This is a genomic window from Corynebacterium sp. HMSC11E11, from assembly GCF_001807025.1.
In the GTDB taxonomy this organism is placed as follows: domain Bacteria; phylum Actinomycetota; class Actinomycetes; order Mycobacteriales; family Mycobacteriaceae; genus Corynebacterium; species Corynebacterium freneyi.
Genome location: NZ_KV787108.1, coordinates 1 through 22,825, shown reverse-complemented (window position 1 = coordinate 22,825; position 22,825 = coordinate 1). Strand labels below are relative to the sequence as shown.

20 protein-coding genes are annotated in these 22,825 nt (G+C 69.6%); 8 read left to right on the top strand and 12 right to left on the bottom strand.

Features of this window, described 5'->3' with window-relative positions:
* Positions 1 to 31: 31 nt before the first annotated feature.
* Both HMPREF3121_RS01645 and HMPREF3121_RS01640 read right to left on the bottom strand, forming a co-directional pair.
* Positions 32 to 544 (bottom strand): hotdog fold domain-containing protein, encoded by a 513-nt coding sequence (locus tag HMPREF3121_RS01645; RefSeq protein ID WP_070519365.1) that lies wholly within the window; start codon positions 542 to 544, stop codon positions 32 to 34.
* A gap of 315 nt (positions 545 to 859) precedes the next feature.
* Positions 860 to 1,570, bottom strand: a complete 711-nt coding sequence (locus tag HMPREF3121_RS01640) for a M23 family metallopeptidase (RefSeq protein WP_083291152.1) — start codon at positions 1,568 to 1,570, stop codon at positions 860 to 862.
* 671 nt (positions 1,571 to 2,241) lie between these two features.
* On the opposite strand from HMPREF3121_RS01640, the gene HMPREF3121_RS01635 reads away from it, so the two are divergent.
* Genes HMPREF3121_RS01635 through purH form a run of 3 tightly spaced genes read left to right on the top strand, consistent with a single transcriptional unit; the run spans position 2,242 to position 6,014 of the window.
* Positions 2,242 to 3,720: a cell division protein PerM gene (locus HMPREF3121_RS01635; protein WP_070519361.1), complete on the top strand. Its 1,479-nt coding sequence runs from the start codon at positions 2,242 to 2,244 to the stop codon at positions 3,718 to 3,720.
* A gap of 51 nt (positions 3,721 to 3,771) precedes the next feature.
* Entirely contained in the window at positions 3,772 to 4,413 is a 642-nt protein-coding gene (gene purN / locus HMPREF3121_RS01630; protein WP_070519359.1) for a phosphoribosylglycinamide formyltransferase, read from the top strand.
* Positions 4,410 to 6,014, top strand: a complete 1,605-nt coding sequence (gene purH, locus HMPREF3121_RS01625; protein WP_070519357.1) for a bifunctional phosphoribosylaminoimidazolecarboxamide formyltransferase/IMP cyclohydrolase — start codon at positions 4,410 to 4,412, stop codon at positions 6,012 to 6,014. Before purN ends, purH begins: the two co-directional genes overlap by 4 nt.
* A gap of 78 nt (positions 6,015 to 6,092) precedes the next feature.
* Here purH and HMPREF3121_RS01620 read toward each other — a convergent pair whose 3' ends face one another.
* The gene (locus tag HMPREF3121_RS01620) at positions 6,093 to 7,235 is read right to left on the bottom strand and encodes a cytochrome P450 (protein ID WP_070519355.1); all 1,143 of its coding nucleotides are present in this window, start codon (positions 7,233 to 7,235) and stop codon (positions 6,093 to 6,095) included.
* Between the two features lie 128 nt (positions 7,236 to 7,363).
* On the opposite strand from HMPREF3121_RS01620, the gene HMPREF3121_RS01615 reads away from it, so the two are divergent.
* Together HMPREF3121_RS01615 and HMPREF3121_RS01610 are read left to right on the top strand one after the other, a co-directional pair.
* Positions 7,364 to 8,056, top strand: a complete 693-nt coding sequence (locus HMPREF3121_RS01615) for a TetR/AcrR family transcriptional regulator (protein ID WP_083291155.1) — start codon at positions 7,364 to 7,366, stop codon at positions 8,054 to 8,056.
* Positions 8,057 to 8,213: 157 nt separating this feature from the next.
* Positions 8,214 to 9,140: an SDR family oxidoreductase gene (locus HMPREF3121_RS01610; RefSeq protein ID WP_083291151.1), complete on the top strand. Its 927-nt coding sequence runs from the start codon at positions 8,214 to 8,216 to the stop codon at positions 9,138 to 9,140.
* A gap of 206 nt (positions 9,141 to 9,346) precedes the next feature.
* Here the strand turns inward: HMPREF3121_RS01610 and HMPREF3121_RS01605 are convergent, their stop codons facing one another.
* From HMPREF3121_RS01605 to HMPREF3121_RS01590, 4 genes are read right to left on the bottom strand one after another with little or no spacing between them, the layout of a single operon-like run.
* The gene (locus tag HMPREF3121_RS01605; protein WP_083291150.1) at positions 9,347 to 10,576 is read right to left on the bottom strand and encodes a PucR family transcriptional regulator; all 1,230 of its coding nucleotides are present in this window, start codon (positions 10,574 to 10,576) and stop codon (positions 9,347 to 9,349) included.
* On the bottom strand, positions 10,573 to 12,018 hold the full coding sequence (locus HMPREF3121_RS01600; protein WP_035122032.1) for a phytoene desaturase family protein: 1,446 nt from the start codon (positions 12,016 to 12,018) through the stop codon (positions 10,573 to 10,575). The genes HMPREF3121_RS01605 and HMPREF3121_RS01600 overlap by 4 nt, the downstream gene beginning before the upstream one ends.
* Entirely contained in the window at positions 12,019 to 13,827 is a 1,809-nt protein-coding gene (locus HMPREF3121_RS01595) for a DUF3556 domain-containing protein (protein WP_070519352.1), read from the bottom strand.
* A 34-nt stretch (positions 13,828 to 13,861) separates the two neighbouring features.
* On the bottom strand, positions 13,862 to 15,346 hold the full coding sequence (locus tag HMPREF3121_RS01590; RefSeq protein ID WP_083291149.1) for a class I adenylate-forming enzyme family protein: 1,485 nt from the start codon (positions 15,344 to 15,346) through the stop codon (positions 13,862 to 13,864).
* 310 nt (positions 15,347 to 15,656) lie between these two features.
* On the opposite strand from HMPREF3121_RS01590, the gene HMPREF3121_RS01585 reads away from it, so the two are divergent.
* Both HMPREF3121_RS01585 and HMPREF3121_RS12680 read left to right on the top strand, forming a co-directional pair.
* Positions 15,657 to 16,232, top strand: coding sequence for a DUF6230 family protein (locus tag HMPREF3121_RS01585; protein ID WP_070519350.1), 576 nt, complete (start codon positions 15,657 to 15,659; stop codon positions 16,230 to 16,232).
* Positions 16,222 to 17,274 (top strand): DUF6114 domain-containing protein, encoded by a 1,053-nt coding sequence (locus HMPREF3121_RS12680; protein WP_210387239.1) that lies wholly within the window; start codon positions 16,222 to 16,224, stop codon positions 17,272 to 17,274. The genes HMPREF3121_RS01585 and HMPREF3121_RS12680 overlap by 11 nt, the downstream gene beginning before the upstream one ends.
* A 118-nt stretch (positions 17,275 to 17,392) precedes the next feature.
* Here HMPREF3121_RS12680 and HMPREF3121_RS01575 read toward each other — a convergent pair whose 3' ends face one another.
* Together HMPREF3121_RS01575 and HMPREF3121_RS01570 are read right to left on the bottom strand one after the other, a co-directional pair.
* On the bottom strand, positions 17,393 to 18,256 hold the full coding sequence (locus tag HMPREF3121_RS01575) for an oxygenase MpaB family protein (protein WP_070519347.1): 864 nt from the start codon (positions 18,254 to 18,256) through the stop codon (positions 17,393 to 17,395).
* Entirely contained in the window at positions 18,253 to 19,014 is a 762-nt protein-coding gene (locus tag HMPREF3121_RS01570; protein ID WP_070519345.1) for an FAD-dependent oxidoreductase, read from the bottom strand. The genes HMPREF3121_RS01575 and HMPREF3121_RS01570 overlap by 4 nt, the downstream gene beginning before the upstream one ends.
* 327 nt (positions 19,015 to 19,341) lie before the next feature.
* On the opposite strand from HMPREF3121_RS01570, the gene HMPREF3121_RS01565 reads away from it, so the two are divergent.
* The gene (locus tag HMPREF3121_RS01565; RefSeq protein ID WP_168161346.1) at positions 19,342 to 20,115 is read left to right on the top strand and encodes an enoyl-CoA hydratase/isomerase family protein; all 774 of its coding nucleotides are present in this window, start codon (positions 19,342 to 19,344) and stop codon (positions 20,113 to 20,115) included.
* A gap of 19 nt (positions 20,116 to 20,134) precedes the next feature.
* On the opposite strand, the gene HMPREF3121_RS01560 is transcribed toward HMPREF3121_RS01565, so the two are convergent.
* The 3 genes from HMPREF3121_RS01560 to HMPREF3121_RS01550 are packed head-to-tail and all read right to left on the bottom strand — an operon-like array spanning position 20,135 to position 22,769.
* Positions 20,135 to 20,737, bottom strand: coding sequence for a TetR/AcrR family transcriptional regulator (locus HMPREF3121_RS01560; RefSeq protein WP_070519344.1), 603 nt, complete (start codon positions 20,735 to 20,737; stop codon positions 20,135 to 20,137).
* A gap of 24 nt (positions 20,738 to 20,761) precedes the next feature.
* The gene (locus tag HMPREF3121_RS01555) at positions 20,762 to 21,544 is read right to left on the bottom strand and encodes an enoyl-CoA hydratase family protein (RefSeq protein ID WP_070519342.1); all 783 of its coding nucleotides are present in this window, start codon (positions 21,542 to 21,544) and stop codon (positions 20,762 to 20,764) included.
* A 49-nt stretch (positions 21,545 to 21,593) separates the two neighbouring features.
* Positions 21,594 to 22,769 (bottom strand): acyl-CoA dehydrogenase family protein, encoded by a 1,176-nt coding sequence (locus HMPREF3121_RS01550; protein ID WP_070519340.1) that lies wholly within the window; start codon positions 22,767 to 22,769, stop codon positions 21,594 to 21,596.
* Positions 22,770 to 22,825: the final 56 nt, after the last annotated feature.

Sequence of the window (22,825 nt, the reverse complement as noted above, 5' to 3'; positions counted from 1 at the left end):
GCGGGCCAGAGTCTTGTGCTTCGCCCGCCGGTCAGCGCTTCTTCTTCGCGGTGACCCAGCAGGTGATGACGGCGTCCTGGACGAGCGTGCCCTCGGAGTCGACGAGTTCGATGCGCACGTCGAGGTTGCGGCCGCCGGACTCCGGGGTGATCTCGGCGAAGTCGGGCAGGTCGGCGGTGGCCGTGGCGGTGAGGCCGCCCTTAGAGATCTTCAGGTAGTTCGTGGTCATGCCCTTGGGCACCCACCGGTGCGAAGACGGCACGGACGCCTCGCAGAGCATGCCCATGACGAATTCGGCGAGGTTGCACGCGGCGATGGCGTGGAAGGTGCCGATGTGGTTCTGAATGCCCCACCACTTCGGTGCGGAGGCGACGGCGCGGCCGGGTTCCATGACGCGCAGACGGGGCAGGACGGTGCGGAAGTAGGGCGCCTTGAGGGACACCGCGGCGGAGAACAGTCGCGTCCCGACCACCGGGATGCGCGACAGCTTCGTCCACATCGCGGCGGTGGGGGTGGACATGGCCGGGGCGATGGAATCGTTCATTCCACCAGCGTAAGCGGCGGCGCGACGCGCCCGGGCGGGATTCGCAGGATCGTGCGGCTTCCGTGCTTTGCGACGCCCGTGTCCGCCCGCAGCTCGTTCCTGACCGCCCCAGAGGTCGATCGGCGTATGAAAGTGCACATTTTCGAGGCCGTGAAAACCGCGACCTGGGGGTTTGTGTGGCGGTGGAGGTAGTTTGCGACGCCCGCTCGCGGCCGAACCTGATTGTTGGCCGCTGAGGCCAGCGGTGGCCGTCGTCAAGCAAAAAAGAGCCGGTCCCGCACGAAGCGGGACCGGCCGGAATCCGGAAGAAGCGACTTACAGCGCGCCGCCGGTGATGACGTCGAGGCCGCGCTGCAGGAACCACGCCACCGGGTCGACCGGGGTGGTGCCGTCGGGGTGGATCTCGAAGTGCAGGTGGGTGCCGGTGGAGAAGCCGCGGTTGCCCATGCCGCCGATGACCTGGCCGGCGGTGACGCGCTCGCCCACGGCGACGCCGAGAGTCTCGAGGTGGCCGTAGACGGACACGGCGCCATCGTCGTGGAGGACGCGGATCCACTGGCCGTAGCCCTGGGCCGGGCCGGAGTCGATGACGACGCCGTCCATGACCGACATGATCGGGGTGTTGGTGACGTTGGCGATGTCGATGCCGTTGTGCATGGTGCCCCACCGCGGGCCGAAGCCGGAGGTGAAGGTGCCGAGCGCCGGCACGGACAGCTGCGGGGCGCGGGCGGCGCGGTCGGCGGCGGTGCGGAGGTTGTTGTACTCCAGCGCAGTGGCCAGGTGGGTGCCCAGGTCGGAGGCCGGACGGAAGTCGCGGACCGACGACAGGACCATCGGAGTGGAGGACATCTGATCCAGGGCGGCGTCCTGGGCGACGAGATCCTTGTCGGCGTCCTTGGTGTCGGCGGCGGCGGTGGCCGCGGCGCCCGACGCGGAGACGGCGGAGGTGGTGAGCGCGACCATGGCGATGCGACCCTTGATGGACTTGCCCGGCTTGCGGTGGGCGCCGCCCTTGCGTCGCGTCATCGTCTGCGTCACTTTCACTCCCTGGACTCGTGCGATCTTGTGGTTGCCGTCGGGCCGCGCCCGTGTTGGGGGCCGTAAAACGTAACCATGTCGTTATGCAGCGACCGTAACGATAACGAAACGGCAACTTGCGGGCAAGCCACTTCGCCGGAATGGCGAAAATGTGTGACCCGTTCCGCTTTTTCGTGGTCGCGGGCGTGATTCAGCGGCGCTCATGCGTCACATAAGCCCCGTTGGCACCGTTAAACGGGGCTGTGGGGGCGCGGTGATGCCTGTCCACTACCCCCGTTACCCCCGATGTAACGCGGCATGTCTGGGGCGCAATGCCGCCCCGTGGCGCTCGCGCCGCCGCCCCGTCGCATTCCCGCCGTCGTCCCGCCTCAGCCCCGCCGCGCCGCCCGTGTCCGATCCGCGTGGCGCGATAGTCTCGTCGCAGACGTCTCGGGTGGGCCGGGACAATCCATACGCCCACGGAGGAAAGGCACGGCATCGAAGTGAGTGACGCCAATCCGCGCAAGCGAACCCCGGGCCGCGGCACCCGTCGCACAGGGCCGTCGTCTCGCCGCTCGCGGGGCCGTTCCCCGCGTCGGGAGCCGGCGCGTCCCGCCGAGATCTCCTCGGTGCCCGCACCGGCGGAGCCTGCTGTCGCGAAAGGGAGCGGGGCCACGGCAGTGGCCGATGCGCCCCGGGCGGGTCATCCGCGCCCGGCCGCGGCGACGGCACGGGCCGCCCGCATTCGCCGTTTCCTTCTCGCGGCGGCGGGCGTGCACGGGGTGGCGCTGCTGCTGATCATCTCGGTGGCGCTCATCGGCGTGGCCGTCGCAGGCGCGGGGTTCACGCCGCTGCCCGCCACCATCGCGTCGTCCTGGATGCTGCTCAACCTGGCGCCGTTCGAATTCGGCGGCACGGATCTGGGCCTGGTGCCGGCGTTGCCGTCGATGGCGTTGTTCGCTGCGGTGGCGTGGCGCATCCGCCGGGAGGTGTCCGGTCCGGTGAGCATCCGGGACGTGCGCACGATGGCGGCGGTGTTCCTGGGCGTGCCGGTGGCGTTGACGGTCGTCGCGTGGCTGATGCTGTGGGACGCGTCGGGTGTGCTGCGCATCGAAGCGCCGTTTTTCCCGGCGGCGATCGCGTCGACGGTGGTGGTCCATGCGGCGGCGCTGGTGGCGGGCATGGGGCCGAGGTTGACGCGTGCGTTGCTGCGTCGCCGCGCGTGGCCGGAGTGGCCGTTGGCGTCGCTGCGCCTGGCCGCGTCGTACGTCGGCTGGTTGTGGGCGGCGGGTGCGGTCGCGGTGGTGGTGTCGTTGATCTGGCATCACGCGTCGGTGCGCGAGACCCTGGGCATCGCCGACGGCGGCGGCGCCTTGACGGGGCTGCTGCTGTTGTCGCTGGCGTACCTGCCGAACATCGCCTTCGCCGCCGCAGGCATCCTCGTCGGTGCCCCGGCCAACGTGGGCGTCGCGGAAGCCGGCCTGTTCGCGGTGTCGCCGGGCACCCTGCCGCCGTTGCCGACGTTGGCCGCGATGCCGCAGTCGCATCTGTCCCCGGCGTTCGGCGTGTTGCTGGCGGTGCCGGTGGCCATCGCGGTGTGGTGCGTGCACCGGCACCTGAAGAAGGGCGAGTCCGATCGCCCCTACGTCGAGGTGGTCCTCGCCGCGGTGATCGCGGGCGCGCTCTTTGCGGTGCTGGCCCTGTTGATGGGCGGCGAGCTCGGCCAGTACGGCCGGTCGGGCGTGAATTGGTGGTTCGCCGGCGTTCTGGCGTCGGTGTGGTTGGCGGTGCCGGGTGCGGTCGTCGCGGTGATGGTCGCGGGCCTGCCGGGTGCGGGCCCGGTGGAGGCGCCGGCGTTGGAGCGTGACGACGTCGACGTGCCGGCCGAGACGGCCGACGCGGATGAGGGCGCTCGAGAAGATGAAGACGCCGATGACGACATCGATGACGCCGAGGGCGAAGCAAGCGACGCCGACGATGAGGGAGAGTCGGATGATTCGGAGGACGCCGACGACTCCGACGAGCCCGACGACTCGGATGAACCCGATGACGCGGACGAAGTGGAAGAGGAAGAGACGGCAGAGACGGAGGAGGCCGACGCCATAGAGGATGCCGCCGCCGACGTCGAACCCGATGCCGACGAGGTCCCGCGCTCCTGACCGGGGGAGGGCCACCGGGCGGATCCGGGCGGGTGGGTAGACTGTTCAGCCGTGACCGAATCACACAGCGTTTGGCCGAATGACGCGGCGACGCCCCTGACCATCGTCGTGCTGGCCTCCGGCACGGGCTCGCTGCTGCAGTCGATGCTCGACACGCTCGACCCGGCGCGCGTCCGAGTCGCCGCCGTCGGATCGGACAAGGACTGCGAGGCATTGAAGAGGGCCGATGCGGCGGGAATCCCGTCGTTCCGCGTGCCCTTCGACGACGCCGCCCGCGCCGACCGCGCGGCATGGAACGGGGCGCTGCTGGCCGCAGTGCGCGAGCACCGGCCGGATTTCGTCGTCTCGGCCGGGTTCATGCGCATCCTCGGGCAGGAGTTCATCGACGCCTTCCCGGACCGGATCATCAACACGCACCCCGCATTGCTGCCGTCGTTCCCCGGCGCGCACGCCGTGCCGGATGCGCTGGCGCATGGGGTGAAGGTCACCGGAACGACGGTGCACATCGTCGACGCGGGCGTGGACACGGGGCCGATCCTCGCGCAGGAACCGGTCGTCGTCGCGGACGACGACACCGTGGACACGTTGCACGAACGCATCAAGATCGTCGAGCGTCGGCTGCTGGTCGACGTTCTCCACACCATCTCGGAACGCGGAATCACGCGGGACGGACGAAAGGCGAAGTTTTCATGACCCAGGATCACGGCAGCACGGACCGCAAGCCCATCAAGCGCGCCCTCATCAGCGTCTACGACAAGACCGGGCTGGAGGATCTCGCCCGCGCCCTCCATGACGGCGGCGTGCAGATCGTGTCCACCGGCTCCACCGCCTCCCGCATCGCCGACGCCGGCGTGCCGGTGACCCCGGTCGAGGAGCTCACCGGATTCCCCGAGTGCCTCGAGGGCCGCGTGAAGACCCTCCACCCCCGCGTCCACGCCGGCATCCTCGCCGACACCCGCAAGGACGACCACCTGTCGCAGCTGGAAGACCTGGGCGTCGAGCCGTTCCAGCTGGTCGTCGTGAACCTGTACCCCTTCACCGAGACCGTCGCCTCGGGCGCCGACTTCGACGCCTGCGTCGAGCAGATCGACATCGGCGGCCCGTCGATGGTCCGCGCCGCGGCGAAGAACCACCCCTCCGTCGCCGTGGTCGTCGACCCGGCCAAGTACGGCGAGGTCGCCCGGGCCGTCACCGGCGGCGGATTCACCCGCGCCGAGCGCACGGCCCTGGCCGTCGACGCCTTCCGCCACACCGCTTCCTACGACGTCGCGGTGGCGTCGTGGATGGGCGCCCAGCTTGACGACGAGTCGGCCGACTCCGCCGCGGCCTTCCCCGAGTGGTTCGGCCACACCTACGAGCGTTCCGCCACCCTGCGCTACGGCGAGAACCCGCACCAGGCCGCCGCCCTGTACGTCGACCCGTCGGCCCCGGCGGGCCTGGCGCAGGCGAAGCAGTTCCACGGCAAGGAGATGAGCTACAACAACTACACGGACTCCGATGCCGCGTGGCGTGCCGCGTGGGATCACGAGCGTCCGTGCGTGGCCATCATCAAGCACGCCAATCCCTGTGGCATCGCGGTGTCCGACGAGTCCATCGCCGCGGCGCACAAGGCCGCCCACGCGTGTGACCCGGTGTCGGCCTTCGGCGGCGTCATCGCCGTCAACCGCGAGGTGTCCGTCGAGATGGCCGAGCAGGTCGCCGAGATCTTCACCGAGGTCATCGTCGCGCCGGGCTACGAGGACGGTGCGGTCGAGGTGCTGAGCCAGAAGAAGAACATCCGCATTCTCCAGGCCCCGGCCCCGCAGGGCGAGGCGACCGAGTATCGCCAGGTTTCCGGCGGCATGCTGCTGCAGGAGCGCGACGCGCTGCAGGCCGAGGGCGACGACCCCGCCAACTGGACCCTGGCCGCCGGCGGGGCCGCCGACGAGGAGACCCTCGCCGACCTGGTCTTCGCCTGGAACGCCGTGCGCGCGGTGAAGTCCAACGCGATCCTGCTGGCCAAGGACGGCGCCACCGTCGGCGTCGGCATGGGCCAGGTCAACCGCGTCGACGCCGCGAAGCTGGCCGTCGAGCGCGCGAACTCGCTGGCCGGCGACGATGAACGCGCCCGTGGTGCGGTCGCCGCGTCCGATGCGTTCTTCCCGTTCGCCGACGGCTTCGAGATGCTGGCCGAAGCCGGCGTCCGCGCGGTCGTCCAGCCGGGCGGCTCCATCCGCGACGCCGAGGTCGTCGAGGCCGCCAACAAGGCGGGCGTGACCATGTACCTGACGGGTGCGCGCCACTTCGCGCACTAGTCGCGCACCGGTCGCCCGATAGACGAAGGCGGCCCCCGGGGATCACCCGGGGGCCGCTTTTTCGTGCGTGGCCGTGCGTCAGCCCAGCACGAGGTGGACGGTCCGCCATCCTCCGGCGGGACGTTCCTCGCGTTCCGACGGCCGGTCGCCGTCGAGGCGGAACGACCCCGTCGCCCGCAGCAGCGCGGCGATGGCGCAGCGGATTTCGATGGTGGAGATCAACCGGCCCGGGCACACGTGGGGGCCGGTGCCGTAGACGAGGTTGGCGGCGGCGTTGGCCTCCGGCCGGAATTCGTCGGGGTCGCCGAAGACGTCCGCGTCGCGATTGGCGGCGATCCAATCCAGCTCGACGCGCGACCCGGACGGGATGACCGCGTCGCCGACCTCGACGTCGGCGGTGGTGACGCGGCGGTTGGCGGGGAAGGGGTCGTCGATGCGCAGGATCTCGTCGATCGCCGCGTCCAGTTCGGCGGCGTGGGCGGTCTCGTCGGCGGCCCAGGCGCGCATGCGGTCCTGCAGCTCCGGTCGGGCGGCGAGGTAGTGGCCCACCACGCCGATCGACGCCGCGATGGAGCCGAGGTCGCCCGCGGTCCAGTTGCGCAGGATGGAAACGATCTCCTCGGTCGTCAGGGGACGCGAGCCGCCGGGCGCGGAGGGATCCTCGACCCGGTCCGCCATCAGGCGGGACGTGGGATCGGCGCCCGCGCCCCCGTCCGGTTCCTTGTCGGCGAGGATCCCGCGGATGATCTCGTCGAACCGGCGGGCGACCTCGGCGGTGCGCCGGCGATCGCCGGAGCGGGTCGCCGCATGGTTGTCGTCCATCCACCCGGTCAGCGTGGCGTCGAGGGAGTCGGGCCAGCCGAGCCATTCGCACTGGGAGCGCACCGCCACGCGGCGGCCGAATTCCCGGACCAGCTCCACGCCCGAGGCGGGGCCCTCGACGAGCCGGGCGGCCGCGTCGTCGGCGATGTGCCGGATCGACGGCTCCAGGGGGCGGATCACGTCATCGGCCAAGTGCCGGTCGATGACCGCCCGGAACCGCCGGTGCTCGTCGCCGTCCATGCCGTTGGGCACGTTGAGGTGCGAGGATGCCGCGCTGGAGAATCGCCGCGGGTCGCGTGCCGCGGCCTCCACCTCGGTGTGGCCCCGCAGGGCCCATGTGCCGTCCGGCCCGCGCCCGACCGGGCACCGGGACTCGGGGGAGGGGGTCGTTCCGGCCATTTCAAAGTCCCTTCATCGATGCGTATTTGACGGTCGACTCCGACGATACGTCGGTCCGGCGCGGCCCGCCCGGGTCCCGGTTACCCAATGTTCACCGAATGTGGCGTAGGCCACCTATGATGACCGGCATGTCACGTCGAGCCGAACTCAGGGAACGGCGGCACGCGGAAATCATCGCCGCCGCCGCCGCGATGATCGCCGACCGCGGATTCCACGTCACCAGGCTCGAAGACGTCGGCCAGGTCGTCGGCATCTCCGGGCCGGGCCTGTACCGGTACGTCACGGGGAAAGACGACATGCTCGCCCAGATTCTGGTCGACATCTCCGTCCGCCTCGTCGACGGCGCCCGGGCCGTGATGGACCGGGCGCGGACCGAGGAGTGGGAGGCGGACCGCACGTTGCGGGAGCTGCTGAGCTTCCACGTGGAGTTCGCGGTGACCGAACCCGACCGCATTCGAGTGCAGGAACGCGAGATCGGCAACCTCGCCCCGCAGCAGCGGGACAAGGTCCGCTCGTTGCAGCGGATGTACATGTCGATGTGGGTCGACGCAGCGCGGCGGGCGAAGCCGGAGCTGACGGAGTCCGACGCCCGCGTCCGCGTGCAGCTCGCCGCCGGCCTGATCAACTCGTCGCGTCACGTGGTCCGCTGGGCCGGCGCCGATGCCGTGCGCACCGCTGCGATGGACATGGCCATCGGGGCGGTGGGGTTGCAGAAGGGCGATGACCCGGACATCGGCGACATCGCCCGGGCCTCCCTCGGCGGCGGGCCCCGCACGGCGGGAACGCTGGGGGAGGACGACGAGGAGCCCTCGGCGACGTAGCGCGGTGGGGAATCATCTGCGCGGATGCGCCCCGGAGAAAAACAAGCAGTCTTGACTGATTGTATTAATGGCGATAGTATGACCCCCGTCACAATCTCAGTGCGGGTTTGACTGTCCTTCCCGCCCGCACGATCCACGATCGCAGGAGGCGACTTCCATGGCCGAACCGCAGATTCCGTCCCGTCCCGCATTGCCCACCGAACCTTCCCCCGCCATCGACGAGCTTCGCGCGGGCACCGCGCAGCTGCCCCTCCGGCAGCCCGCGGCGGATGCCTTCGCCGGGAAAGTCCTCCTGATGTCCGGTGGCTCGCGCGGCATCGGCCTCGAGATCGCGCTCGCCGCGGCCCGCCACGGCGCGGACATCGCCATCATGGCCAAGACCGCCGAGCCGGACCCCCGCATCCCCGGCACCATCCACACCGCCGCCGAGGCCATCCGCGAGGCCGGTGGCCGCGTGCTGCCCTACGTCGGCGACATTCGTTCCGACGACGACGTCAAGGGTTTCGTGGAAGCGACCATCGCGGAGTTCGGGCGCATCGACATGGTGGTCAACAACGCCAGCGCGATCAATCTCAGCCCCACGCCGGTGCTGCCGCTCAAGCGCTACGACCTCATGATGGACATCAACTCCCGCGGCACGTTCTCCCTGGTCCAGGCTGCACTGCCGCACCTGGCCAAGTCGGACAACCCCCACGTGCTCACGCTGTCGCCGCCGGTGAACCTGGAGCCCGGGTGGCTGGGCAACTTCCCCGCCTACTCTTTGAGCAAGTTCGGCATGACCATCCTGACCCTCGGCTGGGCGCACGAATTCGGCGGCGCCGTGTCCGCCAACTGCCTGTGGCCGGAAACGACCATCGCCACCGCAGCGGTGGCCAACACCCAGGGCCTGGGCGGTGACGAAGCGATCCGGCACTCCCGCACGCCGCAGATCATGGCTGACGCGGCCGTCGCCATCCTCGCCTCCGAGCGGGGCACGGTCAACGGCCACACCCTCGTCGACGCCGACGTGCTGCGTTCGGCCGGCGTCGAGGATCTGTCCGGCTACGGCGGCGAAGAGCCCCTGAACCTCGACCTTTTCCTCTAGTTCCTCTAGGCCCCACCGCCCCCGGGCAACGGAGACCTCCCCTCGGCTCCGCCGACGCACCCCTGAACCGCGTCGGCGGAGCCGGCGTATTTCCCGCCCAGGAGAATGCGACTGACAATCACTGAAAAAACCACCGGAGCTCCGGTGGTTTTCGCATTTCCTTCCCCCTCGGCGGAGGCTCCGGGGAGGCTCCGTTTTCCGGAAACTCAGTCTTGGGCGAGCACCTTCGGCCCGTACCAGTGCGCCAATTCCAGGGCGACGCGGAACTCCGGAGTCGCGATGGTCTCCGCATCGGCGACCTCCCGGACCCGGTCGAGGCGGTACTTGACGGTGTTGCGATGCACGAGCAACGACTCTGCGGCGCCGCCCACGCCGGAGGCGAGGTACGCCCGCACCGTCTGCCTGAGCACGTCGCGGTCCGCATCGTCGTGGGCCAGGGGACCCAGCGTCGCGCGGACGAAATCCGCGGCGTCGGCGAGCCTGTCGACGAACGCGGCCGCGGTCGCCGTTCCCGGTTCCCGGTCGTCGACGACGGCGACGTCGAATGCGATGGCACCGAACAGCGACGAGCATCGCTGAGCGCGACGGTGGCTCAACCGGAATCCCTCGATGCCGGGGGACGACGGGCCCACGGCGATGCGCAGTCCGGGCTGCTCGGGAACCTTCGGGGCGCCCGGGCCGGGCTGCGCCGACGGCACCGTGCACCAGGCCCAGGCTTCCGTGCTGCCGGGGACGACGATGAGCGGAGCGGAATGCGAACCAACCGCGTCGGCGATGGTTCGGGACGCGGACTTGACCAGTACCGGATCGATCTCGCCGTCGCCGTTCGCGGAGGGGTGGAAAACGAGGGCCATGTGTCGGCCGGCCATGGGGTAACCGCCGATGTCGTCGGCGGCGTGCGCCGCCCCGAGAACGTCGAGGACCTTCCTCAGGTGTTCCGCGTTGCCGGGTATCGGCAGTGCGGTGGCCTCGGCTTCGTAGGCCCGGGTGACGTCGGCCGTCATCGCGGTGATGAACGAATCGGTCAACCGGCGCAGGTGGCCGAGGAAGCTGAACAGTTCGTCGGACGGCAGCGGCTGCGCGGCGTCGTGGACGATCTGCAGAAGCTCCCGTTCCACCGCATTGTGGGACTGGTGGTACTGGAGGAGCAGGGTCGACAGGGGAATGCCCTGCCGGGCGAGCAGTCGGGCGTAGTCGAGCGCGGCCTTCGGGGCGCTCGGCGTCCAGGGGTCTTCGCCGGTGCTGAGCAGCTCGCCGAAGCGCCCGATGACCGCCCGGATGCTTGCGCGGAGCGGTTCGCGCACCGCGGCCCAGTCGGAATCCGACGGGGGGAGCGTGGCGACGATGAGCCGATCGGCCGTGTCCTCGGCGAAGGTCGCGTCCGTCAGCTCCGTCACGGCATCACCGACGATGCGCAGCATCTCGTCCATCGTCATCGCCCGGTCTTCCGCACCCGCCCTCCGGCGAGCTCGGACAGCGCCCGGGCTGCGGCGTTGGCGCCGCACATGCCGTGCACGCCGGCGCCGGGCGGGGTCGACGCCGAGCACAGGTAGGCGCCGGGGAGCCCCGCGTGGTACGGGTCCGGCGACAGCACCGGGCGGGCGAGTAGCTGGGTGACGCCGGAATGGCCGCCGAGGATGTCCCCGCCGACGTAGTTGGCGTTGTAGTTCTCCAAGTCGCCGGTGGACATCGAGTTACGCGACACGATGATGTCGCGGAATCCGGGGGCGAAGCGTTCGATCTGGGCGATGATCGCTTCGGTGGCGTCGCCGCGGAATCCCTGCGGGACGTGGGCGTAACTCCACAGGGGGTTGAGCGTTCCCGACGATCGGGACGGGTCGGCCAGGTACTGCTGACCGACCAGCACGAAGGGCTGGTCCGGCATGACGCCGCCGGCGCTCATCTTCTCCGCGGCGGCGACCTCCTCGGCGGTTCCGCCCAGGTGCACCGTGCCGGCGCGACGGCAATCCGCGTTGGTCCACGGAACGTCGCCGTCGATGACGAAGTCCACCTTGAACGCCGCCATGCCGTGGCGGTATTTCCCGTAGGCCCGGCGTTGACGGCGGGGCACCCGGTTGCGGCCGAGAATGGACAGGGCGTTGCGGGGGCTGACGTCGAGCATGACGACGTCGCTGTCACCCAGCTCGTCGATCGATCGGACGGTGCGCCCCGTTTCGATCCGGCCGCCGAGGCTTTCCAGTTCCGCGACCATGGCCTCGGCGATCGCCCCCGAACCGCCGACGGCGACGGGCCATCCCCGCGCATGGGCGGACGCGGTCAGCAGCATGCCCACCGATGAACTCATCGGGGTGTCCAGCCGGCTCATGGCGTGGGCGGCGACGCCGGTGAACAGTGCGCGGGCCTGGGGCGTGCGCCACCGGCGCCAGGACATCGACGCCGGCAGGGCCGCATTGGCCCCGAATAAACCGAACAACACGGGGTGCCGGGGCAGGTGCACGGGCGAGTCGAGGGCATCGGAGGCCAAATCGGCGAAGTTGGCGGCGAAGGGACCGAACGTCCGCTTCCACATCGGACCATCGGCCCCGAGCCCTGCGGCCGTTGCGTCGATGTCGCGGTACAGGACTCCGGCGGTGCCGTCGTCAAGCGGATGCGCGAGATCGACCTCCGGCCACGCGAACTCCAGGCCGTGGGCGCCGAGATTCGCGCCCGTGAAGAAAGGACTGGCCACCGCCAGGGGATGCACGGCCGAACACACGTCGGAAACGACCCCCGCCCCGGTCACGTCCGCGCTGCGCATCCCCCCGCCCGGCGTGGACGCCGCCTCCAACACGGTGACGTCCACGCCCGCGCGCGCCAGCGTGATGGCCGCGGCCAACCCATTGGGGCCGCTGCCGACGACTGTGGCGGTGGGGGTCATCTAGATCCTTTCCTTTCGAGAGACGCGCTCCCGCTCGGAAACCAGGGCCCGGTTGCGGTACGGGGCATCGGGGGAGAACGGAATGGGGCCGTCGGGCAACCACGGCTGCGTCGACACCGCGTCCCGCACCCGGAACGTGCCCTCCTCGATGACTCCCAGAGCCAAATCGACGACCTTGTACCGCTGGGTGGCGCGGTGGATCGGCTGGGATTCGACGCACACCGCGACGACCTCGCCGGGGGCGTAGTTCATGTGCTTTTGCACAGTATGCATGAAGTGGGGACCGTGCAGGTGGCCGTCGCCGAAGTTCCAGCCCAAGGCCCAACCGCAGATGTTCTCGCCCTCGCGCAGCGTGTACTTCTCGAGGTCGTCGCCAAGCTCGCGGACGAGCAGCGACAGCATGGCGCGACCCTGCGAATGCATGGAGCGGAACGCGATCGCCTTCTCCAGCAGCTTGACCGCGGCCTCCTCGCCGTACAGCTTGGCCAGGACGTCCTCCTGGTTGCCGGTCGCGGCGGGGAACTCGTCGTACAGCCGGCGCAGGGCGTTCGGCCCGAAGGCCCACATCGTCGTCGCCCAGTTGCCCGAGTACTGGCGCATCGCGAACAGGAACGACACGATGTCCGGGCGCAGGTTGCCCAGGATGGGCAGGGGCAGCACCACCAGCGCGATGAACAGCGCGACCCACGGCGACGACAGATCACCGACGCCGAACCCGTCCCAGGCGGGGAACCCGAAGAACAGCAACGGGGTGATGACGAGGAAGTGGATGTTCCACTCGATCGGCACCGCCAGCGGAATCGTCGACGTGATGAAGACGTGCATGCCCATGATCATCACCGCGCCGATGGCGGCGAGTACCGGATCGACGGCGAAGAGCAGCAGCAGCGGCGCGACGATCTCTACGACCGTGCCCAGGCCGTGGCCGATCAGGTGCGACACCCGCGAGGGGTTCAGGTCGTTGCGGGCGTCGCGGTAGAACAGTCGGTTGATCTTCGGGAACACCATGTAGGGGGTGCTCGACATCATCGGGCCGATGACGTACGAGAAGTGCGGACCGATCTTCGCGATGGCCGCGCCCATCCACACCATGACGATGAGGCACTTGGCGGCGATCATGAAGTCGACGGGGCCGAGGACCACGCCGAACAGCAGCAGCGGCAGGTACTGGTCGGCGCGGGCGGCCAGGAACGGAACCTGGTCGCGTGCGCCCAGCAGCACCAGCGCCACCATCGGCATGGCGAAGGCGAGCGTGGGCAGGACGCCGCCGTCGGCCTCGGGCAGCACCGCCGTCAGCTCGGCGGATTCCACGCCCTTCATGGCCAGGCCGGCGACGAGGGTCGCAAGCACGGCCAGGTAGAGGATCACGTCGACGATGGTCCGGCGATCACCGGAGGTCAGCGGAATCTTGCCGCCCCACGGTGGGCGCCGCACCGTGCCGGGGCGCACCCAGTGGAACACGCCGGCCATCGGGGGCCAGAAGTGGAACATCGCGGGACCGGAGGCGGCGCCGATGCTCAGCGCCTCCCAGAGGATCGCCCAGAGCAGGAGCTTCTGGTAGACGATCGGCTCGGCCCACCAGTCGTGGCAGTCCCACAGGGACCCGAGGCCCGAGGAGGTGACGGCGATCCAGCCGCCGAGGAGGAGCCAGGCGGCGATCTTGATCACGTAGAACAGCGGGGCCGCCGACGGCGAGCCGAGGCCGCGTTCGGCCCAGTCGGTGGCCTGGAGGCGGATGCGCTGGAGGAGGGGCAGGCGCTTGTACTCGTCGAGGGCGACGTCGATGAGTTCCGGTTTCATCAGGGACATGTGCGTCTCCTTTGGTGTCGGGTGGCGGCGGGCGTCAGCGCGCGACTGCGGCCGCGGCCATTTCCGTCAGGGCGATCTTGTCGACCTTGCCGACGGGGTTGCGGGGCAGGTCGGGCAGTACGTGGATCGACTCGGGCAGCTTGACCTTGGCCAGTCGGGCGGAGATGTGGGCGCGCAGGTCGTCGAGGTCCGGGGTGCCGGTGACGTAGGCGATGGGGATTTCGTTGAGGACCGGGTGGGGTGCGGCGACGACGGCGGCTTCGGCGATGTCGCCGTGGCTGGTCAGCGCGGCTTCGATTTCCGAGGGGTAGAGGTTCTCGCCGCCGCGGATGATGAGGTGCTTGATCCGGTCGACGATGCTGAGGAACCCGTCGTCGTCGATGATTCCGACGTCTCCGGTGCGGAGCCATCCGTCGCGGAAGGACGCGTCGGTGTCTTCCCGTCGGTTGAGGTATCCGCGCATGACGTTGGGGCCCTTGATGAGCACTTCGCCGCGCACGCCGGCGGGCGCGAAGCCTCCGTTTTCGTCCGCGATGCGGACTTCCTGCCTCGGCAGGGGCTTGCCGACGGAGCCGGAACGCGGTTCGTCCGTGGGGCGCATGACGGTGCTGACGCACGTGCCCTCGGTGAGGCCGTATCCCGTGAGCACCCGGACCCGGAATCGCTCTTCGAAGGCCAGCAGCATTTCGATGCTCGCCGGCGCCGCTCCGCAGATGGCGAACCGGAGGCTGGAGAAGTCCGCGTCGACGTCGTCCGGCAGTGCCAGCAGGTAGGAGTAGATCGCCGGCACCGCGGAGAAGTAGGTCGGCTGCGCCGTCTGCACCGCCTCGACGAAGGTGGCCGGGTCGAAGCGCGGTTCGATGGTGATGCGCCCGCCGCCGCGGAACGGCGCGAGGAATCCCGCGAGCAGCGCGTTGGAGTGGAACAGCGGCAGGATCATCAGCGCGTGTTCGTCGCCGGTCATGCCGACGACTTCGTTCATGTCGAGCGACATCGCGTCGACGTTGGCGTGGTCGAGCAGGACGCCCTTGGGCCGTCCGGTGGATCCGGAGGTGTAGATGATGAACGCGATGTCGTCGCCGGCGGTGCTCGGGGCGGGGAGGTCGGCGCCCTCGGGGATGCTGGTGCGCAGCTGCGACACCGGAAGCACGACGGCGCCGGGGAAGCGTGCTTCGGGGTCGTCGGCGGCGATGTCGTCTTCGGCGACGACGAGCCGCGCCGAGCTGTCCTCCACCTGGTAGGAGGATTCGTTCGCGGTGAACGTGGGGTTCAGCGGCGTGACTGCCGCTCCGATCCGCCATGCCGCGCAGATGACCGTGAGCAGCTCGATGCGGTTGGACAGGAACGTGGCCACGACGTCTCCTCGCTTCACGCCGTTGTCGAGGAGCTGGGTGGCGACCGCGTCGACCTGTTCCGCAAATGCTGCACCGGTGATTGATTGGCGCTTGTCGGTGAGGCGGATTCGCGTGTCGGTGGCGTGCGACGGGTGCCAGGGGAGGTACTGGGCGATGTCGGTCATGAAAACTCCAATGTGACGTGGGTCATATCCGATGGGTGATGATGGATTATATGCCCTGGTTGGAGCCGTGAGTTAGTGCGTCCGGGTTAAAGTTTTTCGATAAAAACTGTGCATGATGCACAAGCGGGTTCGGTATCGCCCTTTTCGTCGACATGCGGGAGGATGGGCGCGGAAAAAATCCGGCACAAGTGCTTGTTAAACGGCTCGTGGGGTGCTAGTTTCGCCCCAAAAGTGTGAGGCACATCATAAGATGGCGAGCTATGGGTCGCCGATTCGACATGGCCCGCTCGGTCGGGCCGGAGGGAAGAACATGGGACGGATCAATCCACTGCGGGCCGTGCTCGGCGTCGGCGTCGGGCTGGCCCTTGCCGGGGGCACCGGCGTCGCCGTGGCGCAGGGCGGGCTGACGGCCAACCTCGCGCTGTCCGGGACGATCTTCAATGTGTCCATGGGCAACCTCGACGGCGAAGATTTCTCGCTCTTCGTCGGAGGCGAGGAGCTGCCCGACGGCACGATCCCGGCGTCGAAGCTGCGTTTCGGCACCGCCTCCGCATCGGATCTGTGCGTTTCGGCGCCCCTGCGGGGTCTCCCCGGCGTCGGCGACGCGATCTTCGTGCTCAAGGTGCCGGGGGAAAACACGGTGCAGGCCACCGACCTCGTCGTGGGGGCGACGGTCCTGCGCGGCAACCTCGTCCTGGACAACCCGCAGATCGGCATCGACGCCAGCCAGGTCGACGGGGCGGCTCCCGCCAATGCGTGGGGCATCGCCTCCCGTGGTGTGTCGGTGCAGGCGCAGGAGATCCGGGCTTCCTCGGTCGGGGCCGGGAGCCTGACCGCGTCCGGTTTCGACATCGGAGTGAAGAAGGGGCGCGAAGGTGGCTGCTGACGACGATTCCGTACACGAGGAAAGCCACCCGGTCGTGCACGAGGAAAGCCACTCGGTCGAGGATGCGCCCGCCGACCGACGCCGCCGATTCGCCGCGTGGCGATCCGACCGGCCGTTCCTGCCGGGCCTGCTCGTGATCATCTCGGGGGTCGTCATCATGATCCCGGCCTATTTGACCTTCAAGGTCGCGGACATCCTGGTGATGATCTCGACGGTGTCGGGCGTTTCCACGCTGGTCATCGGCACCATTCTCGTTTTGCTGGGCGTCACGGCCTGGATGCGGCCGGCGGTGCACCTCCACCTCGGGGTGCTGGCGATCATCTTCGCCGTCATCGCCCTGCCGACGTCGAACATCGGCGGCTTCGTCGTGGGCACCCTGTTCGGCGTCATCGGCGGCGGACTGTTGCTGGCGTGGGAGGACGCGGAACCGGTGAACCGGCGGGGCAAGCACCGGAAGAAGAGATCCGCGCGGTCCGGTGCCGCGGTGGCGGCTTCGCTGGCGGTCGCGTCGACGGCGGTGGTCGCCGTCGCGACCGGTCCGGAGGCGCGGGCCGAGCCGAGTGAGCTCCTGCTTCCCGCGGGCACGACGGGCGTGGTGATGGCCGAAGAGGTCGTCGTCTCGGGCGATGTTCGGGTCACCGTGGACACGGTCGAGACCACCGCGGGGCCGGTCGACGTCATCGAGCTGCGCGCCGAGCGGGTCGAGGCCGACGGACTCGCCGTCGACATCCCCGGCCCCCTCGGACAGGGCGTACTTCGCACCCCCTCCGACGCGAAGACCGTGCTGACCGGGGCCCCCGTCATTTTGCGCACCGCGTCCCTTTCCGCGATCCCGGCGGTGGAGGGGGCGTCGACGGTGCCGGTCAGCGTCGACGTCTCGGGCGTTCCCGAGCCCGGCCTGGCGGCGCTGGGCCTGCCGCTGATTCCGCTGCCGGGCGAGATCATGGACCGGGTGGCCCTGCGGAACGTGCGCATGGATGTCGTGGGCCTCTACGGACTCGGCGGAGCGCTCGACGTCACCGGAATCGATCTGCGAACCTGACCGGCCCACCGCCGGCGCGTGACGACGAAGCCCCTCCCCGGATGATTTTCGGGGAGGGCCCTTTCGCCGTGCTCGGCGCCCGCCGTCAAGAGAAGGCGGTGACGGCGCGCCGGGCGGATCAGCGGGGGTTCTCGTGGCGGCGGAACGCGCGTTCGGCGATGGGGACCATGCGGACCCGGCGGGGCAGCACGGTGAAGATGCCGCGGACGGCGCGGGAGAACAAGGTGAACCGGATGGCGTCGGAACGCGTCCACGACCAGCCGAGCTTGCGGCGCAGGGTTTCGGGCAGCAGTCCCACGGCGACCCAGAAGAGCAGCGCCCTCATGCCGGGGGCGATCGGGCGCCAGGCCCACTCGGGCAGCCACGGCAGCGGGCTGTCCAGGGTGAGGGCGCGGACGATGCGGGAGCGGTCGACGGTTTCCTGTCGGTCCAGCTGCTCGTCGACCACGCGGTCGAAGTACTCCTGGTACTCCGCGTAGGTGCGGGGCGCGCCTTCGGGCTCGGAGACGCCGTAGAGCCGGTACCAGGCCCGGCTTTCCTGGAACAGGCGCTCCTTTTCTTCGTCGGTCATGGGCGGCATGAAGTTGCCGGCCAGCGCATACGGCATGGCGGCGAACGTCGCATGGGCCCAGTAGTAGACCGCCGGGTCGAGCGAGTGGTACCGCGAACCGTCGTTGCGGTGCCCCTTGATGTCCCGGTGGTAGTCGCGGATCATGGCGCCGACTTCTTCGCCTTCGTAGACCGTGCGGATGATCGGGAACGCGGAGCGCAGCAGTCGCGCCACTTCGTTGTCGAAGACGTTGGAGTGTTGGACGAGGGCCGTGGAGACGTCCTCGTGGGTGATTTGGAGCAGGCCCGCGTACAGGGCGGCGAACGTGGAACGCCAGTCGCCGAAGCGCCGCCACAGGACGGTGTCGGGGCCGAGCTGCGGCAGGTCGGTGTCCTGCAGGGCGAGGTCGCGGTCGCTGAGGTGGTTGGTCATCGGTTTTCCAATCTGGCTTCGGGAATCGGTGAGGCGGCGGGTGCGAACGAGTGGGACGCGGCGTCGATGGTTCCGAGGTCCCGGATCTGGTGGCGGCGATCCGGCGGGCTCGCGTGCCAGTTGGAGGCGCGCACCGTGAAGGCGCCGGGGCCCCGGATCTCCAGGGCCCGGATGTAGCGGCGGGCGTGGTCCGCTCGAGCTTCGGCGATGTCCAGCGGGCGGCGGTTGCTGAGTCCCGTCACCGGGGCATCGACGAACAGGAGGTTGGGCGCCCCCACGACCTCGATGGCCCTGTGGAGCCGGGGCTCGGCGTCGAGGATTCGGCCCGAGCCCGGATCGATGTCGAGGACGGTGTCGCCGCCGGTGGCCCGGATGAGTACGTCGGCGCGCACGACGTCGTCCCCGGCGGGCGTGACGACGGCGACCCGCCACTGTCCGGTGTCGTGGTCGAAGGCGGCGGATCGCGCTTCGGTCCGCAACCGGACGTCGGCTCCGGCGGCGTCCAGGGCTTCCCGCAGATGGGCGCGGAAGCCGGCGGCGGTGCCGTCGACGGCCTTGCGGTCGAGGTACGGCGTGCGGAAACGCAGCCGCTTCGACGGCGCCGGGCCGCCCGGACGTGCGGCGGCGCCGCCGATCTCGTCGGTAGCCTCGACGAGCGTTACGTCGAATCCGGAGAAAGCGCAGTCCGCCGCTGCCGCGCATCCGGCCGGGCCCGCTCCGATGACGGCGACCGTGGGCCGTCGATAGGGTTTGTGCATTCCGCTGCCTCCCTGGAAGTGATCTGCGTCATATTTGCGGTCAGTTTAGGCGCGGGCGATTGTTTTGGCCAGAGTTTTCATGCACATCGTTGGGGGCGTTTTTTGTTTCGAATGCACAATCACGCCCCTGTCATGCCGAAACGTCGAATCATGGTCGTGTTTGTGGGGAGAATCCTGGCGGCGGCCGAAGCAATCATGCATGATTGGATTTACTCGGGCCGGGGTCGTCCACCTGGGCCGGTGGAGTCCGAGCCAGTCGGACGAGTCGCATCGAGTCCGCGCGCACCCCGCCCGGAATTCGACGGAGCACCCGTGAAAGGGGTAAAAGTGCAGGTCAACAATGAAAATCCGCCGGTGCTCGTGGAGCACGGCGATGGCATCACGCGAATCACGCTGAATCGACCGGAGCGGTTGAACGCCGTGGATCTGGGGATGCTCGACGCGCTCGCCGGGGCGCTGGCCGACGCCGTCGAGGCGGGAAGCCGCGTGGCGGTCATCGGGGGCGCGGGCCCCGCGCTGTGCGTGGGAGCCGATCTCGCCGCCGGTGCATCGGGCAAGCAGGACCCGGCGGCCGTGATGGCAGCCGCCGCGCGGGTGATCGAGGCGATTCTCGAGGCGCCCATGCCCGTGGTGTGCGCGGCGACGGGCCCGTCCGCGGGCTTCGGGGCGTCGCTGGCCCTCGCATCCGACATCACCGTGATGGCCGACGACGCCACGTTGATCTTCCCGTTCGCGCATCTCGGCCTCGTCCCCGACGGCGGCGTCAGCCACCTGCTGCCGGCTCTGGTGGGCCGTCAGGTCGCGTCGCGGATGCTCATGCTCGGCGAGACCGTCGACGCCGCCCAGGCGGCCCGGCTCGGCATCGTCGCCGAGTCCGTCCCGACCGGCGAGCTCGACGCCAGGATCGACGCGATCGCATCCGCCCTGGCCGCGGCCCCGTCCCGCGGCATGACCGAAATGAAGAAGACCCTCGTCGCGGGGGTTCGCGACGAGGTGTCGGATGCGCTGAAGCGGGAGGGCGCCGCCCAGACCGAGCTGCTGGCGTCTCCGGAATTCCGCCGCGCCGCGGCCGCCTTCGTCGCCCGCGCCAAGCGCGGCTGAGTCCGAGCGTGGCGCCGCGTCAGTCGAGGCGCTTGATCTGGCCGAGAACCAGGGAAAGCGCCTCGACGGCGCGCTCTTTTTGCTCCGTGGCATCGACGAGCACGGAAGAAAGACCCAGCCCCCGGGCGACGTCGAAAAGCATGGTGAGGAACCTGCGCGTGGGCTTGTCGGACAAGTCCGCCTTCAACGCTTCGGCGGTGAGCTCGAAAATCTCGCGATTGAGCCGGGACTCGGCGGGCAGAATGATCTTCGCCAGATTCGGGTCGCTCGCCGCGGCCGACCACACGTGCGTCGCCGCATGGAAGAGCTCGCCGGTGAAGAAGTCGATGACCAGCCGGATGACCTCCTCGACCGGCGCACCGTTTTCTCCGACGTCCAATGCGGCGATCGCCTCGCGGAACTGCTCGGTGCGCTCCTCCGAAATCTGGCCCAGCGCCTGCTCGATCAACGTCTCGCGGGTCTGGAAATGATGCTGGGCCGCGCCACGCGACACCCCGGCCTTCTCCGCGACCAGGCTCACCGTGGTCGCCGGCACGCCCCTCGTGGCGAGGGTGTGCACCGTCGCCTCGACGAGCTTGCGGTGCGTTTCCTTGCTTCGGTCCTGCTTCGGGGTGCGCGGCATGAAATCGTGGTTACCTTTCCGGGATCAGTCGTCGTCCGGTGAGCGGGGCGAGTCCGTCGGCTCCGCCCATGCGGGGCGGCGTCGAGACAGGAAGGCGGCCATGCCCTCCTTCGCCTCGGAACTGGCGAACAGCCTCGACGACGTCGCGGCCAATTCCGATCCCCGCTGATCGAATGCCTCCAGTATCGCATGATTGAGCAGGGCCTTCGTTTCCGCCAACCCCTGCGGCGAACAGGCCAGCAGATCGGCCGCATACGCGGCGGCCGCGGCGGCGGGATCGTCGGCGACCTCCGTCACCAGGCCGATCCGGGCGGCCTCCGCAGCGTCGAAGACGTCACCGGACAGCAGGTGCCGGGCCGCGGCCCGCGAACCCAGCCGCGGCAGCACGGTCAGCGCGATGAGCGCCGGCGCGACGCCGATGCGCGGCTCCGGGGCCCCGAACGTCGACGAGGGGGAGACGAACGCGACGTCGCAGGCCGACAGCAGGCCCATCCCGCCGGCGCGGACATGACCGTCGACCATCGCGATGACCGGCTTCGGCGCGGCCACGATGGACCGCAGCAGGGCCAGGAAATTGCCCGCCGCGGCCTCGACGCCGCTGGCCTTCGCCGACCCCAGGTCGGCGCCGGAGCAGAACGTGGAACCGGCGTGATCGATGATCACGGACCTGACGTGCGGGTCCGCCACGGCCGCCGCCAGGTGGTCGGAGACCTCCCCGATCATCTCGGGGGACAATGCGTTGCGCTTGGCGGGCTCGTCGAGCGTGATGAACGCAACGCCCGCGTCGGTGCGGTAGTTGATGGGCATGACTGCTCCTCCTTGGGGGTGCCCCGGAAATCGTCGGCGTCGGCGGTGATCAGTAGCTCTTCGGCAGGCCCATGATGTTGGTGCCCACGTAGTTGAGGAGCATCTCGCGGCTGATCGGTGCGATGCGCGGCAGACGCGAGGCACCGAACATGCGGGCGAGCCCGTACTCGGTGGACAACCCGTTGCCGCCGAGGGTCTGCACCGCCTGGTCCAGCGACTTGGCGGAGATTTCGCCGGCCGCGTACTTGGCCATGTTCGCCGCGTCCGCCGCCTCGCGGTGCAGGCCGGCGTCGTAAAGCGCCGCGGCCTTCTGCCACATCAGGCGCGTCAACTCCAGCTCCACGTGGCACTGCGCCAGCGGGTGGGAGATGCCCTGGTGCGCGCCGATGGGGGTGCCCCACACGTTGCGCTCGCGGGCGTACGACACCGCCCGGTCGAGGCAGAACCGGGCCTGGCCCGTCGCCATCGCCGACGCCATGACCCGCTCCGGGTTGAGCCCCATGAACAGCTGCGGCAGACCGTTGTCGGCCGACCCGATCAGCGAGTCCTCCGGCAGCTCCACGTCGTCGAGGAACAGGGAGTACTGCCACTCGGCGAGCTTGACCTCCATCGGAATGCGGTTGGCGGTGAATCCCGGCGCGTCGGTGGGCACCATGAACAGCGCCGGCTTGCCGCGGTTGCCCTCCTCGTCGACGACGGTGGCCACGTACAGCACCGCGTCCGCCTGGTCGACGCCGGAGATGAACGTCTTGTTGCCGTTGAGCACCCACTTGTCGCCGACCTTGCGGGCGGTGCTGCCGAGGTTGTGGCTGTTGGTGCCGGCGTCGGCCTCGGTGATGCCGAAGGCGGCGATGAACTCGCCGGAGGCGATGCCGGGCAGCCAGCGGGACTTCTGCTCGTCGGTGCCGAAGGCGGTGATGATGGAGCCGACGATGGCCGGCGAGACGACGAGCATCAGCAGGCCGGTGCCGCAGGCGGCGAGCTCTTCTTCGACGATGGCCAGTTCGGCCAGGCCGGCGCCGCCGCCGCCGTACTCCTCGGGCAGGTTGACGCCGACGAAGCCGAGTTCGCCGGCCTCGCGCCAGAGTTCGGTCGGGTACTCGCCGTTGTCGTCCTTGTCGATCATGTAGTCCAGCCCGTACTTGTTGCCCAGGGCTCGGACGGCTTCGCGCAGGGCGGCGCGTTCGTCGGTGTCGGTCAGGGGGAGGTGGGCTTCGCGTGCCATGTCGGGTCTCCTTGCGGGTGCGGTGGTGGGGGGTGGGGTTGAGGTCGTCGGAGGGG

What these genes read in the sequence shown, in the direction of transcription:
- HMPREF3121_RS01620 (WP_070519355.1), bottom strand. Translation starts at nt 7,235, where the DNA reads ATGGCCGGAACGACCCCCTCCCCCGAGTCCCGGTGCCCGGTCGGGCGC.
- HMPREF3121_RS01615 (WP_083291155.1), top strand. Translation starts at nt 7,364, where the DNA reads ATGTCACGTCGAGCCGAACTCAGGGAACGGCGGCACGCGGAAATCATC.
- HMPREF3121_RS01645 (WP_070519365.1), bottom strand. Translation starts at nt 544, where the DNA reads ATGAACGATTCCATCGCCCCGGCCATGTCCACCCCCACCGCCGCGATG.
- HMPREF3121_RS01560 (WP_070519344.1), bottom strand. Translation starts at nt 20,737, where the DNA reads ATGCCGCGCACCCCGAAGCAGGACCGAAGCAAGGAAACGCACCGCAAG.
- HMPREF3121_RS01570 (WP_070519345.1), bottom strand. Translation starts at nt 19,014, where the DNA reads ATGCACAAACCCTATCGACGGCCCACGGTCGCCGTCATCGGAGCGGGC.
- purH (WP_070519357.1), top strand. Translation starts at nt 4,410, where the DNA reads ATGACCCAGGATCACGGCAGCACGGACCGCAAGCCCATCAAGCGCGCC.
- HMPREF3121_RS01575 (WP_070519347.1), bottom strand. Translation starts at nt 18,256, where the DNA reads ATGACCAACCACCTCAGCGACCGCGACCTCGCCCTGCAGGACACCGAC.
- HMPREF3121_RS01555 (WP_070519342.1), bottom strand. Translation starts at nt 21,544, where the DNA reads ATGCCCATCAACTACCGCACCGACGCGGGCGTTGCGTTCATCACGCTC.
- HMPREF3121_RS01640 (WP_083291152.1), bottom strand. Translation starts at nt 1,570, where the DNA reads ATGACGCGACGCAAGGGCGGCGCCCACCGCAAGCCGGGCAAGTCCATC.
- HMPREF3121_RS01605 (WP_083291150.1), bottom strand. Translation starts at nt 10,576, where the DNA reads ATGACGATGGACGAGATGCTGCGCATCGTCGGTGATGCCGTGACGGAG.
- HMPREF3121_RS01550 (WP_070519340.1), bottom strand. Translation starts at nt 22,769, where the DNA reads ATGGCACGCGAAGCCCACCTCCCCCTGACCGACACCGACGAACGCGCC.
- HMPREF3121_RS01610 (WP_083291151.1), top strand. Translation starts at nt 8,214, where the DNA reads ATGGCCGAACCGCAGATTCCGTCCCGTCCCGCATTGCCCACCGAACCT.
- HMPREF3121_RS01600 (WP_035122032.1), bottom strand. Translation starts at nt 12,018, where the DNA reads ATGACCCCCACCGCCACAGTCGTCGGCAGCGGCCCCAATGGGTTGGCC.
- HMPREF3121_RS01595 (WP_070519352.1), bottom strand. Translation starts at nt 13,827, where the DNA reads ATGTCCCTGATGAAACCGGAACTCATCGACGTCGCCCTCGACGAGTAC.
- HMPREF3121_RS01585 (WP_070519350.1), top strand. Translation starts at nt 15,657, where the DNA reads ATGGGACGGATCAATCCACTGCGGGCCGTGCTCGGCGTCGGCGTCGGG.
- HMPREF3121_RS01590 (WP_083291149.1), bottom strand. Translation starts at nt 15,346, where the DNA reads ATGACCGACATCGCCCAGTACCTCCCCTGGCACCCGTCGCACGCCACC.